This is a genomic window from Thermodesulfobacteriota bacterium (assembly GCA_036397855.1).
Taxonomy (GTDB): domain Bacteria; phylum Desulfobacterota_D; class UBA1144; order Nemesobacterales; family CSP1-2; genus DASWID01.
Window position 1 is genome coordinate 1 of sequence record DASWID010000104.1, and the last position, 19,248, is coordinate 19,248.

16 protein-coding genes, 1 tRNA gene and 1 other RNA gene are annotated in these 19,248 nt (G+C 39.8%); 7 read left to right on the forward strand and 11 right to left on the reverse strand.

The genetic code is table 11. The features are described 5' to 3' along the window. Positions 1–403: 403 nt before the first annotated feature. The 5 genes from VGA95_07970 (at position 404) to rnpB (ending at position 3,321) form a co-directional block, all read left to right on the forward strand. Positions 404–1,315, forward strand: a complete 912-nt coding sequence (locus VGA95_07970; protein HEX9666477.1) for a DUF2092 domain-containing protein — start codon at positions 404–406, stop codon at positions 1,313–1,315. A 204-nt stretch (positions 1,316–1,519) separates the two neighbouring features. After that, positions 1,520–1,593 (forward strand) — tRNA-Ile (locus tag VGA95_07975). Positions 1,594–1,740: 147 nt separating this feature from the next. Continuing rightward, entirely contained in the window at positions 1,741–2,469 is a 729-nt protein-coding gene (locus tag VGA95_07980) for a C4-type zinc ribbon domain-containing protein (GenBank protein ID HEX9666478.1), read from the forward strand. Continuing rightward, the gene (locus VGA95_07985) at positions 2,447–2,896 is read left to right on the forward strand and encodes a ribonuclease HI family protein (GenBank protein HEX9666479.1); all 450 of its coding nucleotides are present in this window, start codon (positions 2,447–2,449) and stop codon (positions 2,894–2,896) included. The genes VGA95_07980 and VGA95_07985 overlap by 23 nt, the downstream gene beginning before the upstream one ends. Positions 2,897–2,901: 5 nt before the next feature. Continuing rightward, positions 2,902–3,321: RNase P RNA component class A (gene rnpB, locus VGA95_07990), an RNA gene on the forward strand. An 81-nt stretch (positions 3,322–3,402) separates the two neighbouring features. Here rnpB and tyrS read toward each other — a convergent pair. The 5 genes from tyrS to VGA95_08015 all read right to left on the reverse strand — a co-directional run bounded on the left by tyrS (position 3,403) and on the right by VGA95_08015 (position 9,850). Further along, entirely contained in the window at positions 3,403–4,608 is a 1,206-nt protein-coding gene (gene tyrS, locus VGA95_07995; protein HEX9666480.1) for a tyrosine--tRNA ligase, read from the reverse strand. Between the two features lie 95 nt (positions 4,609–4,703). After that, positions 4,704–5,459, reverse strand: a complete 756-nt coding sequence (locus VGA95_08000; GenBank protein ID HEX9666481.1) for a hypothetical protein — start codon at positions 5,457–5,459, stop codon at positions 4,704–4,706. A 127-nt stretch (positions 5,460–5,586) separates the two neighbouring features. After that, entirely contained in the window at positions 5,587–7,326 is a 1,740-nt protein-coding gene (locus VGA95_08005) for an NAD+ synthase (protein HEX9666482.1), read from the reverse strand. Between the two features lie 624 nt (positions 7,327–7,950). Beyond that, positions 7,951–8,544 (reverse strand): CPBP family intramembrane glutamic endopeptidase, encoded by a 594-nt coding sequence (locus tag VGA95_08010; protein ID HEX9666483.1) that lies wholly within the window; start codon positions 8,542–8,544, stop codon positions 7,951–7,953. A gap of 205 nt (positions 8,545–8,749) precedes the next feature. Continuing rightward, on the reverse strand, positions 8,750–9,850 hold the full coding sequence (locus VGA95_08015; GenBank protein ID HEX9666484.1) for a glycosyltransferase family 39 protein: 1,101 nt from the start codon (positions 9,848–9,850) through the stop codon (positions 8,750–8,752). A 530-nt stretch (positions 9,851–10,380) separates the two neighbouring features. On the opposite strand from VGA95_08015, the gene VGA95_08020 reads away from it, so the two are divergent. Beyond that, positions 10,381–11,034, forward strand: coding sequence for a class I SAM-dependent methyltransferase (locus tag VGA95_08020; GenBank protein ID HEX9666485.1), 654 nt, complete (start codon positions 10,381–10,383; stop codon positions 11,032–11,034). 186 nt (positions 11,035–11,220) lie between these two features. On the opposite strand, the gene VGA95_08025 is transcribed toward VGA95_08020, so the two are convergent. The 4 genes from VGA95_08025 to VGA95_08040 all read right to left on the reverse strand — a co-directional run bounded on the left by VGA95_08025 (position 11,221) and on the right by VGA95_08040 (position 15,282). Next, a complete protein-coding gene (locus VGA95_08025) occupies positions 11,221–13,200 on the reverse strand; it encodes a hypothetical protein (protein ID HEX9666486.1) in 1,980 nt (659 codons plus the stop codon). Between the two features lie 34 nt (positions 13,201–13,234). Continuing rightward, positions 13,235–13,384 carry a hypothetical protein gene (locus VGA95_08030; GenBank protein HEX9666487.1) on the reverse strand — a complete coding sequence of 50 codons (150 nt, stop codon included), beginning with the start codon at positions 13,382–13,384 and terminating at the stop codon, positions 13,235–13,237. Between the two features lie 532 nt (positions 13,385–13,916). Beyond that, positions 13,917–14,321: a hypothetical protein gene (locus VGA95_08035; protein ID HEX9666488.1), complete on the reverse strand. Its 405-nt coding sequence runs from the start codon at positions 14,319–14,321 to the stop codon at positions 13,917–13,919. 34 nt (positions 14,322–14,355) lie between these two features. After that, positions 14,356–15,282: a glycosyltransferase family 2 protein gene (locus tag VGA95_08040; GenBank protein ID HEX9666489.1), complete on the reverse strand. Its 927-nt coding sequence runs from the start codon at positions 15,280–15,282 to the stop codon at positions 14,356–14,358. Between the two features lie 227 nt (positions 15,283–15,509). Here VGA95_08040 and VGA95_08045 point away from each other — a divergent pair, with 227 nt between their 5' ends. After that, positions 15,510–17,429, forward strand: a complete 1,920-nt coding sequence (locus tag VGA95_08045; GenBank protein ID HEX9666490.1) for a DUF2298 domain-containing protein — start codon at positions 15,510–15,512, stop codon at positions 17,427–17,429. A 1-nt stretch (position 17,430) separates the two neighbouring features. Here the strand turns inward: VGA95_08045 and VGA95_08050 are convergent, their stop codons facing one another. Then, positions 17,431–18,411, reverse strand: a complete 981-nt coding sequence (locus tag VGA95_08050; protein ID HEX9666491.1) for a glycosyltransferase family 2 protein — start codon at positions 18,409–18,411, stop codon at positions 17,431–17,433. A 163-nt stretch (positions 18,412–18,574) separates the two neighbouring features. Then, positions 18,575–19,201 carry a GtrA family protein gene (locus VGA95_08055; protein HEX9666492.1) on the reverse strand — a complete coding sequence of 209 codons (627 nt, stop codon included), beginning with the start codon at positions 19,199–19,201 and terminating at the stop codon, positions 18,575–18,577. Positions 19,202–19,248: the final 47 nt, after the last annotated feature.

The window sequence follows — 19,248 nt, forward strand, 5'->3', positions numbered from 1 at the left end:
TTTATGTGGACCGAGTGCGAAATGACCTGGGTCCGCTTTGGGAGTGGCTCCCCGAAGGTGCATTGTATTACCACCCTAACGCCTATCTTAAATCACAAAGAGAAAGTAGCTAATTTCATCAAGTGACAATTCAGCTAGGAGTACATCGAAGGGCAAATTTCGCAATGACTGCAGGGCAGATATCAGCGATGACAGTGGGCATTGGTGTCATCGCCAGAATACCGAAGCGATCCCCAGCAAACAAAGAATCCTGGGATTGCTAGAACTGGCGGTGCCTGCACTGAGCGCATGTGAAGTGTCAGTCTCGCAATCGACAGCGGAAACCCCACAGCAAACCGCAAAGAATTCGCTAATTAAAACTAAGGCATGGCATAGCTAGAGCCTTAAGATTAGGAGATGTAAAATGATTGATTTATCCTTAAACGTTTGGAAAAAATCCCTTCAAATTTCATTAGCCTTGTTTATGGTAAGTGTATGTATTGGCAACTATCCCGCCAATGTTGCATTTAAGAAAAATGCATTTGCTTCTGACAACAAACCTCAGGGCGATAACATAATTGAAGATTCTGTCTCAACAAGTTCTGACATACACAAAATTGATCCAAAAGCAGATTCACTCCTTAAGGAAATGAGCGACTTTCTCGGAACCAAATATAAGTATTCATTCAAAGCCGAAATAATGTTCGACGATATAATCGATTCGGGAAGGAAGCTGCAAAGATCAGCTTCAGAAAAGGTTTTCGTTCAAAAGACAAATAAAGTTTACATAGAATATATTAGTGATGTTGGCGGACAGAAATTCTGGTACGATGATAGCAACGTAACAATACTAGATCTGCCAAGAAGTCTTTACTCAAAAATAGTCGTGCCTACCTCTATTGATCAGGCATTCGACGAACTTTTGAAGCGATACGATTATTCGACACCCTTTAGTGAGTTGCTTTTCGTTAATCCTTATAAAATACTTACCGAGAATGTCGAGGCTGGCTACTATATAGGTTCGAGCATTGTTTTTGGTGTCCCATGTAATCACCTAGGATTGGTTGACAGGAATGTAGACTGGCAGATATGGATAGAGGATGGTCAACGGAAAATTCCCAGAAAATTAGTCATTACTTATAAAAAAATTCCAGGATCTCCGCAATTTATAGCAATACTTAAAGATTGGATTTTTGATCAACCTTTTTCACATTTTCTTTTTAAACCTGATATTCCAAAATATGCTAGAGAAACAGAAATGAGCAAAACACCTAATAATTTAGAAAGCGATCTTGGCAGCATAAGAGGCTCCGTTAGAAATTCCCAAACAGATTAAGTTGGAAAAAAGACACCCTGAAAATTAGGTATCACAACTAGAATTTTCATTTATATTTGGCGACTTACAAGAGTAATTTCTCGAAAATCAGAAGCTCTAGCCCATCAATTAATTGAGCTTGATAATTCCGACACCACTCATTATTTATTTGACAATTTTAAGATCGTGCTATAATATTTCAGGTTTTGCGATAATAAATCCTTTGGGCCCATAGCTCAGTTGGTTAGAGCGACGGACTCATAATCCGTTGGTCCCTGGTTCGAGTCCGGGTGGGCCCAAGATTCGGGATTAATAGTTGATGGGAAAAGAGGAAATAACAACACACCCAATACTCTTAAAAACTCTCGGTCACTCATTCGATATTTTATTTACACATCGAAGATTTTGCAAAAACAGCCCGAAAAACAAGATCCGAGGAGGTAAAAATGCGAGATCAAATTGCTGCTCTCGGTACGCTCCAGCAACTTGATTTAGAGATAAAGGTTATAGAGGAGAAACTGAGAAAATATCCTCAAGAGATCTCCCGTTATGAAGAAGATCTAGAGAATGCTAAGACTTCCATAGCTGAAGCAAGAAAAGAGCTAGAACAGATAACAAGAAATAAAAAAGAAATGGAACACCAACTTGAAGAAAACCACTTAAGCATAAAGAAGGCAGAGAAAAGGCTATTTGAAATAAAAACCTATAGGGAGTATGAGGCTCTCCAAAAAGAGATTAGCCAAACAAAAATGACAAATGCCACACTCGAAGAGAAAATTCTCCAGTCTATGGAAGTCATGGAAAATCTTGAAAAACATATTAGTGATAAGGAAAGTGAACTTACTGAGAGAGAAAAGGAAAGCGAAAAATTAATAAAAGACTACAAAACAAAAATAAAAGATCTTGCGATAACACACGAAAATAAGCAACTGGAAAAAGAAAAAATTATATCAATAATAGATCCTGAGGTCTTGCCGCTTTATGAAAAGATAAAGACAAGGAATGGCATAGCAATAGCACCGGCAAGAAATGAGGTCTGTACAGGGTGCAACATGAAGATCCCCCCTCAACTGTTCAACGAAATACTCACACTATCGAGGATGATCCAATGTCCGAACTGCGGTAGAATACTCTACAGTGAAGAATCATTCAATGGAGAGCTCCAAACAGCTTGAATTGCCCATAAATATTGAAGAAAAAGAAGCCGCTAAAATTTATATAGATGGAGCTTCAAGGGGTAATCCAGGTTCTTCTGCAATTGGAGTCGTTATAATAGATTCTAAAGGAAAAAAACATAAGATAAAACAATATCTTGGAATCCATACGAACAACCAAGCCGAGTATCACGCATTGATCACAGCGTTGGCATCGGCAAAAAAGCTAAAGAAAACACATCTCACGATCTTTACCGACTCCCAGCTCCTCGCAAATCAGGTAAATCGTCTCTGGAAGGTGCGTGATCCAGAAATTAAAGCCCTTTATCAGAAAGCTATAAGCCTAATCTCCAGCTTTAGGAAAGTAAAGCTAAGTCACATACCTAGGCATCTTAATAAAGAAGCCGACAGACTTGCCAACGAAGCCTTGGATGATTATCATTCTTAATGAGGCAAGTGGACCGAGCGGTCGCTTACTTCTTCAAAGGAGAAGAGAGTAAGAGGAAAGTCCGAACTCCATAGGGCGGGGTGCTGGATAATCTCCAGGTGCTGTGAAGCAACGGAAAGTGCAACAGAAAACAAACCGCCTAAGTTAACCCGCTTTGTGGATAACTGGCAAGGGTGAAAAGGTGGTGTAAGAGACCACCGCACAGAGTGGAGACACACTGTGGCACTGTAAACCCCACTCGGAGCAAGACCAAATAGGGAAGCGGCTTTCTCTTTTCGGTTGTCGGGTTATCCAACTCCGAATATGAGATTAGGAAAGGTTGCCCGCCTGACGCTTCCGGGTAGGTCGCATGAGGCATTCAGCAATGGATGTCCTAGATGAATGATTGCTCAAGACAGAATTCGGCTTACAGATTCACTTGTCTCATTTTATGTTTAGGGAACTAAATCTTCGATTCTCCCAAATAGAAGAAGGGAATATTCTGCGGGCAATCACAAGGATTGCCCCTACATAAACCTCACTTTCACAAACTCCCTCTTGCCTATCTTCAACCTAAGTAGATCCCTATCAGGAATCATAGAATTTGGATCGGTAATTCTTTCCCCATCAATGCTGACACCACCCTGCTCGATCAGCCTCTTTGCCTCTCCCCTGCTCTTAAGTCGTTGAGAGGAAAGCGAAATTAAATCGAGTATCGTTTTTCCATTCTTTTTATCCAAAAGGATCTCCCTCCCATCCTCAGGAAACTGCCGCTCCGAGAATTTCAACTCGAAATCCTTCTGGGCCTTGAGCGCTACTTTCTCTCCATGAAATAACGTCGCAATCTCAATAGCAAGCGATTTTTTGGCTTCCATCGGATGATTCCGTGATTTGATGTCATGGATCTCTTCTCCAGGTCTTGAACTCATAAGCTCATAATACCTCCACATCAGATCATCCGATATTGACATGATTTTCCCATAGACATTTTCAGGAGTGTCTTCAAAAGCAATGTAATTTCCGAGAGACTTGGACATTTTCTTAACACCATCGGTCCCCTCGAGTAGCGGTAGAAAAATGGCTACCTGAGACTCCTGCCCAAAATGCCTCTGCACATCACGACCTAGCAGGATATTAAATCTCTGGTCTGTCCCACCCAATTCAACATCGGCTCTTATGTTCACTGAATCATAAGACTGAATCAGTGGATACAAAAACTCCATGATTGTTATTGAAGAGCCAGACTCATAACGTGCACGAAAGTCCTCTCTCTCTAGCATCCTTGCCACATTCCCCAAAGAGGCGAGTTTAAGCAATCCTTCTGCATTCATACTACCTAGCCAGGAAGAATTGAAAACAACCTCCGTCTTTTCCCTATCTAAGATATTATAAACCTGTTTTTCATATGTCTTGGCATTTTTTTCGACTTCCCCCCTTGTCAACGGAGGTCTAGTTTCTGTTTTCCCGGAGGGATCACCAATCATTGCCGTAAAGTCGCCGATCAGAAATACAACTGTGTGCCCCAACGCCTGAAAGTCCCTGAGTTTTCTTAGTAGAATACAGTGTCCAAGATGTAAGTCAGGTGCGGTGGGATCAAAGCCCGCTTTAACTCTCAGCGGCTCATTCTTTTCCACCGACTTTCTAAGCTTGGACAATAGCTCCCCCTCGGAGATTATCTCTTCAGTACCTCTTTTAATAATTTCAAATTGCTTCTGAGGACTTGCAAATGGCATGTGATAACTTAATCCCTGAAATTCAAATAGAACCAATACATTAATTTATATTATTTCATCATCAAATAAAAAATTGTCCTGAAGTCAATAGTAGTCTAACTATCAAATGTTCGATAAAATCTAACATTATTTTGCTTGATAGAAAATGATGCAAATAATAATGCTATAGATCCGTTTAACTCTAATAATTCCTCAAAAAACCATAAGATCTCATAATGCTGGGGTAAAACAAACACCTTTTCTCCTCCGGGTAGCTTAAAAATAGATATTTTGCCTGTCTCAATTAAATTAAATATGTGGATGTCAATGAATTGAGCTATTATCATAAACCCAAAGAACAGCATGACAAAATTGAGTGGGGAATATGATCTTAATAAATCAGGTACCTTACTAACAACCTTATAATATTTTAACGTTAATAATACAATTATTATGAAAGCCGCAATCAACGAAAGATATGATTTCAAAGCGCTGCTTCGGTTTAATAATTGATAGAACAAAAGTATAACGTCATGTATTGCATCTATCCCAATTTCTTTAAACTTTGGTATCTCAAAATTCATAATTCGTTGGCCATAACTCACTTCTTCTAGAAAACTTATAAGACCTATAATAGGAATAATAAAGTAATATTTCCAAAACCTTCTCTCCTTCAATTCTAAAATAAGAAAAAGCCCAGCCAAAAAACTGCAAAAAAACAAAAGCGCAGTGACAACTTCTAATAATTGATCTTCCCAAATTAATTTCTGCCTAAAATTAGGAAATGATAAATAAATTAGAGAAAAGAGAACCAAATTAAAAACAGTTACGATTATGTATACCCGTGTTAACTTATTATATAGCTTTCCCAATAGTAAACCCTTTCAATCAATTCTATCAAATTTATAATGTACATCGTACTAGGAAAATTAATGCAATAAATATTGCACGGAAGCTCTAATGAAAAAAAATTCAGTTAGCGCTATTAATAAAATCAATTTATTCTCTGAAAAGGTTCGTTATGGGGAAGCGCCGGTCCTTGCCAAATGCCCTGGGCGTTATTTTTATACCTGGAGGGGATTGCCGCCTCTTGTACTCGTTTAAGTCTACCATCCTCACTATCCTATTCACCATTTCCTCCTCAAATCCTTGAGCTATGATTTCCTCAATGCTCAGATCCTCTTCGACATACGCTTTGAGTATGGGATCTAGGACATCATAGGATGGGAGAGAATCTACATCCAATTGATTTGGCCTAAGCTCTGCCGACGGAGGTTTTGATATAACAGATTTTGGTATAATTTCTTTTCCCTTCCAGCCGTTGTAAAACTCGGCAAGCCTGTAAACCAATGTCTTTGGGACATCCTTAATAACTGAAAAACCCCCGGCCATGTCACCGTAAAGCGTACTGTACCCAACGCTAGTCTCACTCTTATTACCGGTTGTTAGCACGAGCCATCCAAATTTATTTGACAACGCCATGAGTATATTACCACGGATCCTTGCCTGGATATTTTCCTCCGTAACGTCCTGCCCCTTTCCAGCAAATACTCCTGAAAACATTTCAAGATAAGCGCTAAAAGCCGGCTCAATTGGAATGGTAATGAGCTCTATCCCTAGATTTTTAGAAAGTCTTTCCGCATCTACCGTGCTCCCCTTTGAACTGTATCTGGAGGGCATCGAAACCCCAACTACATTTTCTTTACCTAAAGCCTCTACTGCGATGGCAGAAACCAAGGACGAGTCGATACCTCCGCTTAAACCAATAACAACATTCGAAAAGCGGTTTTTCGTAACGTAGTCTCTCGTCCCCATAACAAGCGCCTTAAATACCTCTTCTCGATATTCCATAAATTCTGCTACCATAGGAGTAATCGCTGGACGCGAGTTTCTTTTTAAATCACCTACAGCCAATTCCAATACATTTACATCTTTATCCTCAAGTCCGATCACATATTTCTCCTTTCTTCTTCTTGGATCATGGAGTCGAGAGGGGAAGACCCTTTGAACATTTACATCAGCAATAAGTAGCTCCTCTTCAAAGCCAGATGCACGCGCTATTACCTCCCCACGCTCGTCTATAACGACGCTATGTCCATCAAATATCAACTCATCCTGTCCTCCGACAAGGTTACAATAGCCTATTACCACCGAATAATCAGATGCCCGCGTTAACAACATTCGCTCCCTCGCTTGGACCTTAGAGGCGTAATATGGGGATGAAGATATATTTAAAATTACCTGAGCATCACCTAAAACAGCCTGTTTTCTTATCGGATCACCGGGATACCATATATCTTCACAGATATTTACACCGAAAACCAAATCGCCAAGTTGATAGACGGGTGCTCTCACGCCTGCCTGAAAATATCTGTTTTCGTCAAATACGCTGTAGTTTGGCAGGTAGCACTTGTGGTAAACATCTATCAGGACCTTGTTGTGAATGATTGCTGCCGCATTGTAAATATCTTGGTTTTTATCTGCAAAACCTACAACTACAGTTATGGAATCCGTTGCCTTTCTCACCTCATCAAGCGCTTCTAAATTATCTTCAATAAAACTTGGTTTAAGCAACAGATCTTCAGGTGGATAACCAGTGACGGAGAGTTCAGGAAAACATAATATGTCGACGCCAGATTTTTTTGCGATTCTTATATATTTGAGAATCTTTTTGAGATTACCGTCTATATCACCAACCAATACATTAATTTGGCTCAACCCGAGCCTGACCTTATTCATGATATTATATTACCACATCAATTGGTCTATTAACGATAAGACCAATTAAATAACCCCCCGGCAAGCCCAGGGTATCAGTCTACACAAAGAAAGTGCTGACGCTGGGGTTCGCGCGGTACTTCGACTAGCCTGTGCTGAGCATAGTCGAAGGGCTCAGGGCAGGCTTGCTCGTGACATTTGATCGCCCTCTTTGCCCAATATCAATATCCCACCAGCAAGACTGGTGGGCTACCCGGCGCGCGCACCTGATCACGCTACCCCATGGGTAGGCAACGAGTCTCGCTCGTTGCACAATGACTTAGATTTTGTACACCCTTCTCCTGCGTGCTGAGTTTATCGAAGCCTGTCCTTGTAGTGAGCACTTCGACTGGCTCAGTGCAGGCTCTAGCGAAGCAATCTTCTACCTAACGTCGGAATAAAGATTGCTTCAATTTGCTTTGCAAATGACCACAGGGCAGATGTCAGCGATGACAGTCGGGCTTGGTGTCATCGCCAGAATATCGAAGCGATCTCCTACCAACGAAGAATACTGGGCTTGCCGCGACTGACCGCGCCTGCACTGAACGCATATTCCGGGGAACCCTCGCAAATGACGATGGAATCCTTAAAAAACTAATTCTCGAATTATTGCATCGAGATGTAGGCAATGTTAGAAAGGAAATGAAATATTATGCTTCCCCAGAGGGTTCCGGTCCTAGCATACAAATATCCCATGATAAGGGAGGGGAAAAAAGTAAGAATACTTTGAGTGCAAATCCCGCCAATAAACCCCGATGCCACACATAGTGTAAAAAAATGTCCTAGAGCAAAGAGTAAACTGACAATAAGAACTCCCATTAGGCTGTTTCCTAATCTTTCCTGCAGATAACCACGGAAAAAAACCTCTTCTGGAATTGCAACAAAAAATAGCTGCAAAGCAATAATTATAGCGCTGATTCTATCTACGTGAATTGTATTGGCGGTAAGCAACAAACCCAACACCAGATAAGTTGGAAGAACAACAATCGACACGACTACTCCGATCAACAAACCACGCGGATCCCATTTAAAACCTCTCATTCTATCAGTCACGAGAAACGGTGTGGAAAACAGTATCAGCGCCGCAAAAGCAACTGAAAAATTAGGAAATAAAATTCGAGCAAGGGTTATGAGCAAGATAACAATAACGTATATTGATACAGGCTGCAGGTGAGTTCTCTTCAATAATAAACTTTTCATAGTAAATAACCCCGTGGCAGAGCCACGGGGCATTAAAAGACAAAAAACGAGCTGCTTTTTGTAACCGTGATGATCATATACCACATTTTTAGTTTTTTTAACATGGCTAATATTCAAATTCTAAAATCGTCATTGCCCGCAGGGCAACCTGTTTTCATCCCCGTGGTAAAACCACGGGGTATTCAACAGGTATGGTAATAAACCCTTAGAAAGCCCAGCCCGACTGGGTGAACTTTATTAAAAAAAGTCCATAAAAGAGAAGAAATACAACTGTTATGACATAGTATATTTCAATTCGCCTGGCAACCAACGCAACCAAAATAAAAATCGGAAACAAAGAGAGGGTGTAGCGAGGCACGCTTAACATAAACGAGGTAGATGTGGCAGCAGTCCAGGTAAGGAGCATATAGACACCGTAGGAAGCCCTTAGACGAATGAAAGCCCAAATCGTACATAACAGTCCAAATATAGCGAATAAGAGCTCAGCCCAACCTATCATTAATCTATATGCAGGGTCGGCATCTTTCCACCGGATATAATTCCAAGCCCCCATGAGCCCTTTCCATGGAGGAGATAGCGTCTTTTGCCAGTATTCCCTCTGGGCATCAAGGAAAGCAAAGGGATCTCCAAAGGTTATGTAGTTGATAATAAGGTAGGCTACCAAACCGATCAATATTAAGAATAGATAAAGAAAGTTTAATTTTATGCCTTTAATTCGGTATTCATTCTGAGAGAGGTACTCTATCAACAGCGCCGGAAATAAGAAAACACCAGTTATGCGCGTAGCAGATGCCAGCATACCAAAAACCCCTGTAAGAAACCATCTGTTTTCCCCCGCGTAGTAAAAGCTCGCGATGGTTAAGGCCAAAAAAAGGCTCTCCGAATATCCAGCATGAAAAAAATAGGCTGTAGGAAATATCGACATGTAAAAGACACTTCTTATGGCGGTTTCATCGTCGTATTTCTTAAGTACAAGCCTATACAAGTAAAAACACGCTATGGCATAAGCAAGATTAGAGACAACTAGTGCTGAGAGCTTATAGCTTTTTAGTACCAGTGCAAAAATCCGAATAATAAATGGGTAGAATGGAAAAAACACGATACGAACCCACATTTCGTCGCCAAATCCCCTGTAGCCATTCTCGGCAATATCAAGATAACTTGGTGAATCCCATTTATTCCAGATGTCCAGAAGCGAGGGAGCAGGCTTACTCAGGAGGACTTCATAGGACACAAATGCGAGGAAATAGGTTCCAATAATCATAACCAACACAATGACAATTAATTCCTTGTTGCGGTTAATCAAAGCTTCCATCCCTAAACCGAGCGTTACTCACACATATGTTTGTCGCAAGGAAATGCTATTATCATCCAATACATAGGCCAAAAAAGCTCAATGCTAAATAAGCCAGGCCGGGTAGCCAAAACAAAGAGACAAATAAAATACCTGTAATGTTCTATGGTCGACCCTAATAAATTTAGGCCCTCTAGCTTATTTCAAAATCAAGCAGATAATTTAGATGATCACATTGACTTCTAGCAGTTTCAAATTATAAATATAGATAACAAATTTTCCTAATACGACGTTTTTGAGCAAAAAATCAGTGACCTTTTATCCAATTACTATGATCACCATTTTACGTTAAATACGTACTTAGGAAATATATGGGAAATTCCTTGAATCATATATGTATAAAAACCCTAGCCGATGGGAAGAGCAGAATATTATTTTTCTTAGATTTTAATTGATAGACAATTTTATATACATAATATCTTCAACCAAAATATATGAAAAGAAGTTTCACAAACATTATAAGATTTCTGATGGATGAATGTTTGCCTCCAATTATAAGAGACAACAAATATTTTATGTATCCATTTTATTACTACGCCTATAAAGGTAAAGATATTAAAACTGCGATGAATTTCAAAACCCTTATATATAGTCTTAGTGAAAAAGAGTATAGAGATTTTTATGAAAATCTCAATTCGATTTCTAGACAAAGGGATACGGACTTGAATGACGCAAGTATAAAATACATTATCGATAATCTGTTAAAAACGGCTAAAAATCTAATAGACATTGGTTGCGGAAATGGTTACTTTCTGAAACAACTGAAGAACAATGGCCTAGATTTATTCGGTTGTGACATTGCTGACACAAGAAGAGACGGAGATTATAATTTTGTCAGATGCAGCATTGCACACCTTCCATTTAGAGATAAACTGTTCGATATCGTTACTTGTTCTCATACACTAGAGCACATTCTCAATCCTGAAAAAGCTATTTCTGAATTAAAGCGAATCACCAGAAAGCAATTGATTATTACTGTCCCTTGCCAGAGATATTACCTTTATACGCTTGATGAACACGTTCACTTTTTCCCTTACAAGGAAAAACTTGCTTCGCTCATCGGGATTAAAGATAGTACCTGCAAAAAGATACGGGGCGACTGGGTTTATATCGGTTATCTCGAATCATTTGATTGATCGCACTCAGGAAATCATATTCTTTTAGAAAACCTGAATAGCTCTAAACTGGGCAGTTATAAACAACGAAGCGCCGCGCAGCAACCTAGAGCGAATTAGCAAGTTAGGAATTTGTATTTTTAACTGAGGCTAATTACCCAATATCATAATCTCACAAAGACGTGTAAGGCCTAAGATATTTGTATATTATCGATCATCTTCGGTATCACAAATATCCCTCGTCGCAAAAACCCGTTCTCGAAGGATAGATTTTGGGTCGAAAAATACGGTTTTAAAGTTGGTGTTAAAAAACTCATAATTGATTTTGAATACCGGATCTTGCTCCGACTGTCTCTCGATCTGGATAAAGTCAATCCGATTCTCCTTGAGCAGAGGACACAGCTCCTCCTTGGAGTTAGTTTGGTAAATTTCCTTTCCCATCGTTTCTCTTTTCAAAGTATCGAAGCCTGCCCCCCAGGCAAAATAGGGCCAGCCCTGCATAGTTCTTCTGCCCGCAAAGGACACAGGGTTGTAAATCCTGAAGGTGGTGAGAAAAACAGCACTCGTGTCTGTATTCTGTAGAGCCCATTTCGCTAGGGGTTGCTTTTCAACATCCTGTAAAACAACAGTGCTATCATTTTTTATAGGTATTGCATCAACTAATCCAGAGACTGTCAGAAATAAAAGCAGAACGCCTGTGGCTATGCGACCCCCCCACCCCAGGCAAAAGAGCCGATAGAGTAAATATGCCGTAAACCCGTTGGAAAGAATAAGCCAGAGGTTGAAAAACTTATGGTTACCCGGCATGTCAGGACTAAACCGGAAGAGATTTCCTATAACGAAACTGGTCAGAAACATTAAAAAAATCTTCTTTCTCTGCCTATCTACTAAGAAGAAGGAAAAAGAGATGGTGAAAAAACCTAAGCCTAGATTAAAGATCCAGTAGCGTATAAAAGAGATTACGTAACTCATTCCCCGGTTAAGAACCCCATAGGGCATAAAATCTATGGGGATTAGATGGCTTACCACTAAATAGCCGGGGCTTATTGAAAAATGGCTCTCAAAGTTAGGCGAACTCTGCTGAAGCCATAGTATCTGAGGAAGCGCGATAAGGGTTGCTACAAAAATAACTAACAGGCTTTTTTTTCTCTCTGGAAAAAGCAAAATGAAAAGCCAGAGGAATCCATAAAGGCAAATGAATGCCTGACCGTGCCAGAGGACCAATAATCCAGTTATCAGTCCGATAAACGCCTTTCGAAAGTAGCCACTATCTATCTCCTTGTTTATGTGCTCGTCGATGTAATGGATTAGAACGAGTAAAACCAGCGCAAAACCAAACGCAAGGTGTCTCTGATTAATGTATATATTCCAATTCCAAAAAGCAGAGATGATATTACCATCCCAAGGACCGAAGGCTACGTATTCGGGAAGGTTCCACCAGGACTCTATAAGATTCTCAATGGACTTAGGCGGATATTTCTTGAGAAATTCAACGAAAGAAAGAGAGCTATTGAATAAAAAAAGTAACACCGAAACAAAACCTACAAAACGGCTTCCAAAAAATAGTCTTTTAGAAAAATAGTAGATTAAGACAATAAGGCAGGTATAGGACAATGCACTAGGGATATTCAAGGCATAATCTAACGGTATTCCCATCTTTTCGAGGATTCCTACCATAAAATCGAACATAAAATGGTATCGAACAATTTCGTGCGCATAGAGTGGGTGCTCTAGGGAGAGGTTGTTTCCGAAACTAAATGAGCGTATCAAAGGAATATGGAATCCAAAGTCGCTCCATATTAAACGAGTGATTTTTATCTCATGTGATTTCAAGTCGTAATCAAATGTGCTTGAAAAAAGTATCCATGAGAACACGAAAGCGATTGTAAAGAACACTACGTGGGATGGTTTTAGTCCGAGGGGTGATCTAAACAGAGCACGTTGATGGATGACGAAGGCTAGAAGAATTACCGTCGTAATGGTGAATCCAATTACCATTGCACCCTGTGTAATGCGATATAAAACCAAAGACATTATGAACACTAGCCACAGGGAAATAAGTGTTCCTACAATGTAGGCCGAGGCAATACGCAACAGGTTCGTATACTTGGGGAAAAAGCGAACGGAAAGAATATAACCGAATAGGTAAGAAGTTATAAGGAAGATGACGGCAATTACAGGCTCCATGTCAGTTCGGGCGTCCCTTCTAAAATACAGTCAACTACCTCTTTACCCTGCATAACAGAACCTCCATATTTCCAATCAGAAATGGCTGTTCGGCCCTTAAACTCTTGTCTCTTTCAAGAGTCGGCGTCGGGCAGGCATAATCTACATCCATTGAGTACTTTGATACAATTGGTTCACGCGGCAAGAGCTGTAGGGCCTGCACCTATTATTATTCGCTTGCTCATAATCCTCACCCCTGTCTCGAAGAATTATCTAATTTTACCACAGCTTCATGCGCGTTTCTCAAGGATATCTTAGTTTTCAAAAGTATACCGATTCCAACCGATTTAACGATTATGAAAAAAAGAAGCTGAGTGATAATGGAGGCGCCCACGGCTATGTCTTTGCTAATATAAGAACCTAAGCATATTGAAAGGTTCCGATAAATCCCGGTCCCGATGGCATCATCGTGCTGATAGTCACTATCACAAGAAGTAGAGCTATCTCTTCAGGACAAATAGTCAGAGCGAAAGCGAGTGTGATGAAGTATTGAGCAACTCATTCAATGAGCCAGATTAATATAGAGAGCAGCCCTACTATCACCAAATCCTCTAGGGAAGATAATCCCCTAAGACCTATAAGAAATCCTTCAAACTTGGTAGTCAACCACTTGCCAAAAGGTTTATCTCTAAATTGCGATGTAATGGGCTTCACACGTTTTGAACCTTTATATCTATTTAAAAGAAAATCCCTATCGGTACTGAGAAGAATATCCTACCAGCTGTCCAACCCAGATCGTACATAACAGTCCAAATATAGCAAATAAGAGCTCCCCCCAACCTATCATTAATCTGTATCCAAGTCGGATTCCACCGGATATAGTTCCAAGCTCCCATGAGACCTTTCGATGGCGGAGAAAGGGTCTTATTCCAGTATTCCCTCTGGGCATCAAGGAAAGCAAAGGGATCTCCAAAGGTTATGTAGTTGATAACAATGTAGGCTATGAAACCGATCAATATTAAGAATAGATAAAGAAAGTTTAATTTTATGCCTTTAATTCGGTATTCATTCTGGGACATGTACTCGATCAAAAGTGCCGGAAATAAGAAAATACCAGTTATCCGCGTTGCAGACGCTAGCATACCAAAAATCGCTGCAATAAGCCATCTGTTTTTCCTAGTCTATAAAGTCCTTAACTATGAATATAGGTCTGTTTTGACTTTCTTTGTATATTCTAAAAATATATTCACCTATTATTCCAAGAAACAATAATTGAATTGAACCCAAAAAGTAAATACTAAGCAAAGTCGATGACCAGCCTAACGGAGCTACTCCAGTAACTTTACTGACCAGCGTGTAAATGGTTGCCATTAAAAATAGCACCACTCCTACTAAACCAGTATAAAGACAAATCTTAATAGGGAAATCAGAAAATGAGAAAATGGCATCTAAGCCTAATTTAACTAACTTTCGGAAACCCATTTTCGCCTCGCCACCAGCTCTCTCAGGTCTGGAATAGTCTACGTATCCTCGACTAAAACCAATAAAAGATCGCAACCCAGGCAAGTATCTGTTTTTTTCTTTAATGGATAAGAAAGCATTTAAGGCCCTTCGGTTAAACATTGAGAAATTTCCAACATCTGCGGCTTCATCCACATTCGAAAAAGTTTTAAAAACTAGGTGAAAAACCCTTATGAACAGATTCTTTAGAATTTTTTCTTTCCGTTCTGTTCGCCTCCCATAAACAATATCACAGTTTGCGTTGATTAGTTTTCCGTACATTTCTCCTAATAACTCTGGGGGGTCTTGTAAATCTCCATCCATCATCGCAATATACTCTCCCTGTGCATAACTCAAACCTCCTGTATATGCGGCTTGGTGACCAAAGTTTCTGGAAAGTACGAGCACTTTAAATCTGTTATCTTTATTATGGCATTCAACTAATTTACTTAAGCTTTTATCAGTGCTTCCATCATCTACGCAAATAATTTCAAAGTCATTTGTAATTCCCTCTAAGCCAGCGATACACCTTTCAAATAGTTTCTCAATCAATTCCTCCTCATTATAAATCGGGATCACCACGCTGATTTGTGTTTTGGACATAAAATTTAATTTATCCGTTGGCAAGGATAAAGATAGTGAAAAACACCCTGATAAGAATCAGTACTAATTTTAAACGGAAATGAGTAAAAGGGAATACAAAAAAATAGACGATATGGAAGTGGAAACCATGACCAGGCGATAAGGGCTAGACATGTCCGATGCCGCTGCACTGATCTAGAATATCTTGCAAATTTGGCCCCCGCATTTATAATGATTGTCGATTCCTATTGCTGCTCGGGGTTTTTATTAAACCCCTAACTCACCGTCAAATGCTCTCATCTTCTGTTTTCATACTTATTTCCTTCCTCTTTGGTTTTAGCGCCACCCTTTTCCTAAAGGAAGAGTTTTTACTCGAAGAGAGGATTTTTTACGGAGTCCTCATCGGCTTCATCGCCTGCACCTGGATTGGCTATATCGAGGCACTATTCTTCGGCCTGGATTTAAATACAATTATATTTACCTCTGCTGTTCTACTCATATTCACCTTCATAATTCTTTTCATTAATTACAGGCTTGTTAGTAAGCAGACTGTACCCCCACTGAAAAATTTTTTAAAATCCGAGGTGATTTTCCAAATTTTAATTTTAAGTTGCATTCTTTTTCCAGTCCTTTATGTCCTATTTGGTAGAGTAATAATCTGGAAGGAGGATGGGATCTATACCGGCCTTATATACAACTTTGGAGATCTGCCTTACCACTGGAGTATGCTTAACTCTTTCCTTTATGGAGAGAATTTACCTCCGGAAATACCGTTTTATAGCGGCTACCCCCTTCGTTATTATTTTATGTCTAATTTCTTCACCGCTCTTCTTATGAAATCCGGCCTGAGTCTATGGGCCGCTTTTACCTTTCAAGGTATGGTTCTAAGCACAGTCCTCTTGGCAACAATATATTTATTCACTTATCACGTTACCAAGAATAAATTTGCCGCTGCTCTTAGCCCTTTTCTTTTCTTCTTTAATGGTGGATTAGGGTCTATACATTTTTTTAAGGATTTGATTGCCTATAAGGGAAACATCATAGACTTTCTATTAAACATAAAGGATTACTCTAACATCGGAGACTTAGGTTACCGTTGGATAAATACTACAACCTCCCTTCTTGTTACTCAAAGGCCCTTCTTATTCGGTTTTCCAATGTCGATCATGGTTCTCACATTACTCTGGCAAGGAATAAAAGAGCCAAAGAAGAGTTACTTCCTGATGGCGGGTGTTATCGCAGGTATTCTCCCCCTTTTTCACACCCCCAGCTACCTTTCCTTAGGGATAATAAGCGCAGTTTTACTCCTTCTTTTTCCCTCCCGTAGATGGCTTTGGTTTTTTATTCCTGCGGGTTTTTTGGCACTTCCTCAGGCATATTATCTCATGCCAAAGGGAGAAACTGCGGGGCATTTCTTTAGTATTCATCTGGGATGGATGGCTAATGACGACAACGTCTTCCTGTTTTATCTAAAAAATGCAGGCCTCTTTATCCCGATTCTCTTAGGAACACTTATATTTAGTAGAAGCCTCTCGTTCTCTCAAAAGAAATTTGCTATTCCCTTCATAGTCATATTCTTGATTGCGAATCTCATACAATTTACTCCATGGGATTGGGATAATGTGAAGATATTGATATATTTCTACATTGGATCAATTCCTTTTGTAGCTTATGGATTAGCCCGTCTATGGAAAAGTACTTATAAGATAATTCCAATTCTCCTTGGCCTTACGCTTGTTTTTTCCGGAATTACAAGTGTCGTGAGCACTACCATGCATTCTTATTCGGAAAATAATAAAGAAGAAATAAATTTGGCCGAAACCATAAAGAAGATAACCGGGCCAGACGATGTATTTCTTACAGCGCCCATCCATAACCATCTCGTATTTCTTACGGGTCGGACCGCCCTTCACGGCTATGCAGGGCATCTATGGAGTTGGGGAATTGATGGTAGTAAAAGAATGGAAGATATAAGAAAAATGTATGAGGGATATAAGGGATATCAAGGCACAAAAAAACTTCTTGATAAATACGGAGTAAACTACGTAGTAATAGGACCCCCTGAGAAAAGGGAGATGAAGCCAAACCTGGAATTTTATAAGAACAACTTTCCGATTCTGCTTAAGTCTGAGAACTATTATGTGTTCAAAGTAAGAGACGGTCCATAAATCAAGACCGAATTTTCCGAGAGGACGAGGGTTCGTAACCTTTCAAAAAATAGAGAGGCCTTTGCTTTGTCTCATTGAAAATTCGACCAAGATATTCTCCAATGATACCTATGGTCAAGAGCTGAATACCTCCAAGGAATAGTACAGCTACCAGTAGCGAAGGATAACCTGCTACAGGGTTCCCATAGACCAGCTTCTGGTAAATAGTAATCGCACCATATATAAAAGAAATAAAAGCTGACACTAAACCAAAATAGGTAGCGATTTTAAGAGGTGTTACAGTAAATGAAGTAATGGCCTCTAAAGCAAGATACCAAAGATCCAAATAACCCCACTTTGTATTTCCGGCAAATCGAGGATCCGGCTGATATGGAACATCTTTTTGGGGATAGCCGATCCATGCAAATAAACCCTTCATATATCGGTGCTGCTCCCTAAGTTGTGTTAGAGAGTCAAGGGCACGACGGCTGAGTAAACGATAGTCGCCGGCGTTCATCGGTATATCTACACGCCCAAACGTCTTTACTAGGCGATAGAACGAATGAGTTATGAATTTTTTAACTACGGTTTCACCAAACCTATCAACATTGGTTGTGTAAACTACATCATAGCCATCGATCCAATGCTTCACCAATTCCGGAATAAGCTCAGGTGGGTGTTGCAAATCGGCATCAATTAGGACCACGGCGTCACCACTGGCATGGTCAAGACCCGCAGTCATTGCGGCCTCTTTACCAAAGTTCCTGCTCAAGTCCAGAATAGAAACCCTCTGATCGGACTGTTGCAAGTCATGCATAATCTTCAATGTATCATCAGTGCTACCATCATTGACGTATAGAATCTCAGCATCCATGGCCATACTATTTAAGACTTTTGAAATTCGTTCATGAAACTCAGGTAACACTTCTGCCTCATTATAGGCAGGAACAACAACTGATAGTAACCGATTTCCGGTTTTATCAACTTTTTTTTTGGACTGCATATCAGCGCTCTCTTTCATGATTGATATTACAAGACGCAATATATATTCAACAAATATTAAATTCTTACTTCCATCAGCAAGCCTTAAGCCATTAACAAGCGAGTATATTTTTCATATTTCAGCCTTCTTATCAACTATTTGCCCCACATTCGAGACAGTAAATTTATTTGAATACAATAAACTTGTACCCCAGGAATGTCCACATTATTGTAAATACCAAGGATACGAATGCACCGAAGTTTGCCCAAAGCGTGGGTGAAATGCCGGGAAGGGGTTTTAGAAAATTTACGATAAAAGACGCGATTCCAACATTGATAAGAAAAGCACTACCGCTTACGGCTAAGAATTTGATAAATTCCCTTCCCCACTGATCCGTTCTATTTTTTTCAAATGTCCAATACTTATTCCAAAAGTAACTATTTGTGACAGCCAATAGAAATGAAATTCCCTTAAAGACAGAAAATAAAATTCCTCTATCGATACTGGATACATACATGAGAAAATTTAGCACCCCGAAGTCTATAGCTGTGTTTGAGAATCCAATGATTATAAATTTCCCAAGCTGATAAAAGGTAGGCCACCTTCTCCCCAGATTATACGTTATGATAATCAAGGAGAAAATCAGAACAGGCATTACGACAAGTATCGACCACAGTGACTTCAAAAGAAAATTGGGTAACGGGATTACATATTCGAGGTTTTTGAGAACAGCAAAGCTAAAGATCGCAATAATAATCCCCAATATGATTCCGCTTATAATGTCTGTTTTTCTCAATGCGATTGTTACCATCAGTTATTCTCGAAGAGTTATGATAACAGAGCCCAGGTCATTCTAAT

What these genes read in the sequence shown, in the direction of transcription:
- VGA95_08025 (HEX9666486.1), bottom strand. Translation starts at nt 13,200, where the DNA reads ATGGAGCCTGTAATTGCCGTCATCTTCCTTATAACTTCTTACCTATTC.
- VGA95_08010 (HEX9666483.1), bottom strand. Translation starts at nt 8,544, where the DNA reads ATGAAAAGTTTATTATTGAAGAGAACTCACCTGCAGCCTGTATCAATA.
- VGA95_08035 (HEX9666488.1), bottom strand. Translation starts at nt 14,321, where the DNA reads ATGCTAGCGTCTGCAACGCGGATAACTGGTATTTTCTTATTTCCGGCA.
- tyrS (HEX9666480.1), bottom strand. Translation starts at nt 4,608, where the DNA reads ATGCCATTTGCAAGTCCTCAGAAGCAATTTGAAATTATTAAAAGAGGT.
- VGA95_07980 (HEX9666478.1), top strand. Translation starts at nt 1,741, where the DNA reads ATGCGAGATCAAATTGCTGCTCTCGGTACGCTCCAGCAACTTGATTTA.
- VGA95_07985 (HEX9666479.1), top strand. Translation starts at nt 2,447, where the DNA reads ATGGAGAGCTCCAAACAGCTTGAATTGCCCATAAATATTGAAGAAAAA.
- VGA95_07970 (HEX9666477.1), top strand. Translation starts at nt 404, where the DNA reads ATGATTGATTTATCCTTAAACGTTTGGAAAAAATCCCTTCAAATTTCA.
- VGA95_08005 (HEX9666482.1), bottom strand. Translation starts at nt 7,326, where the DNA reads ATGAATAAGGTCAGGCTCGGGTTGAGCCAAATTAATGTATTGGTTGGT.
- VGA95_08040 (HEX9666489.1), bottom strand. Translation starts at nt 15,282, where the DNA reads ATGTCCAAAACACAAATCAGCGTGGTGATCCCGATTTATAATGAGGAG.
- VGA95_08050 (HEX9666491.1), bottom strand. Translation starts at nt 18,411, where the DNA reads ATGCAGTCCAAAAAAAAAGTTGATAAAACCGGAAATCGGTTACTATCA.
- VGA95_08055 (HEX9666492.1), bottom strand. Translation starts at nt 19,201, where the DNA reads ATGGTAACAATCGCATTGAGAAAAACAGACATTATAAGCGGAATCATA.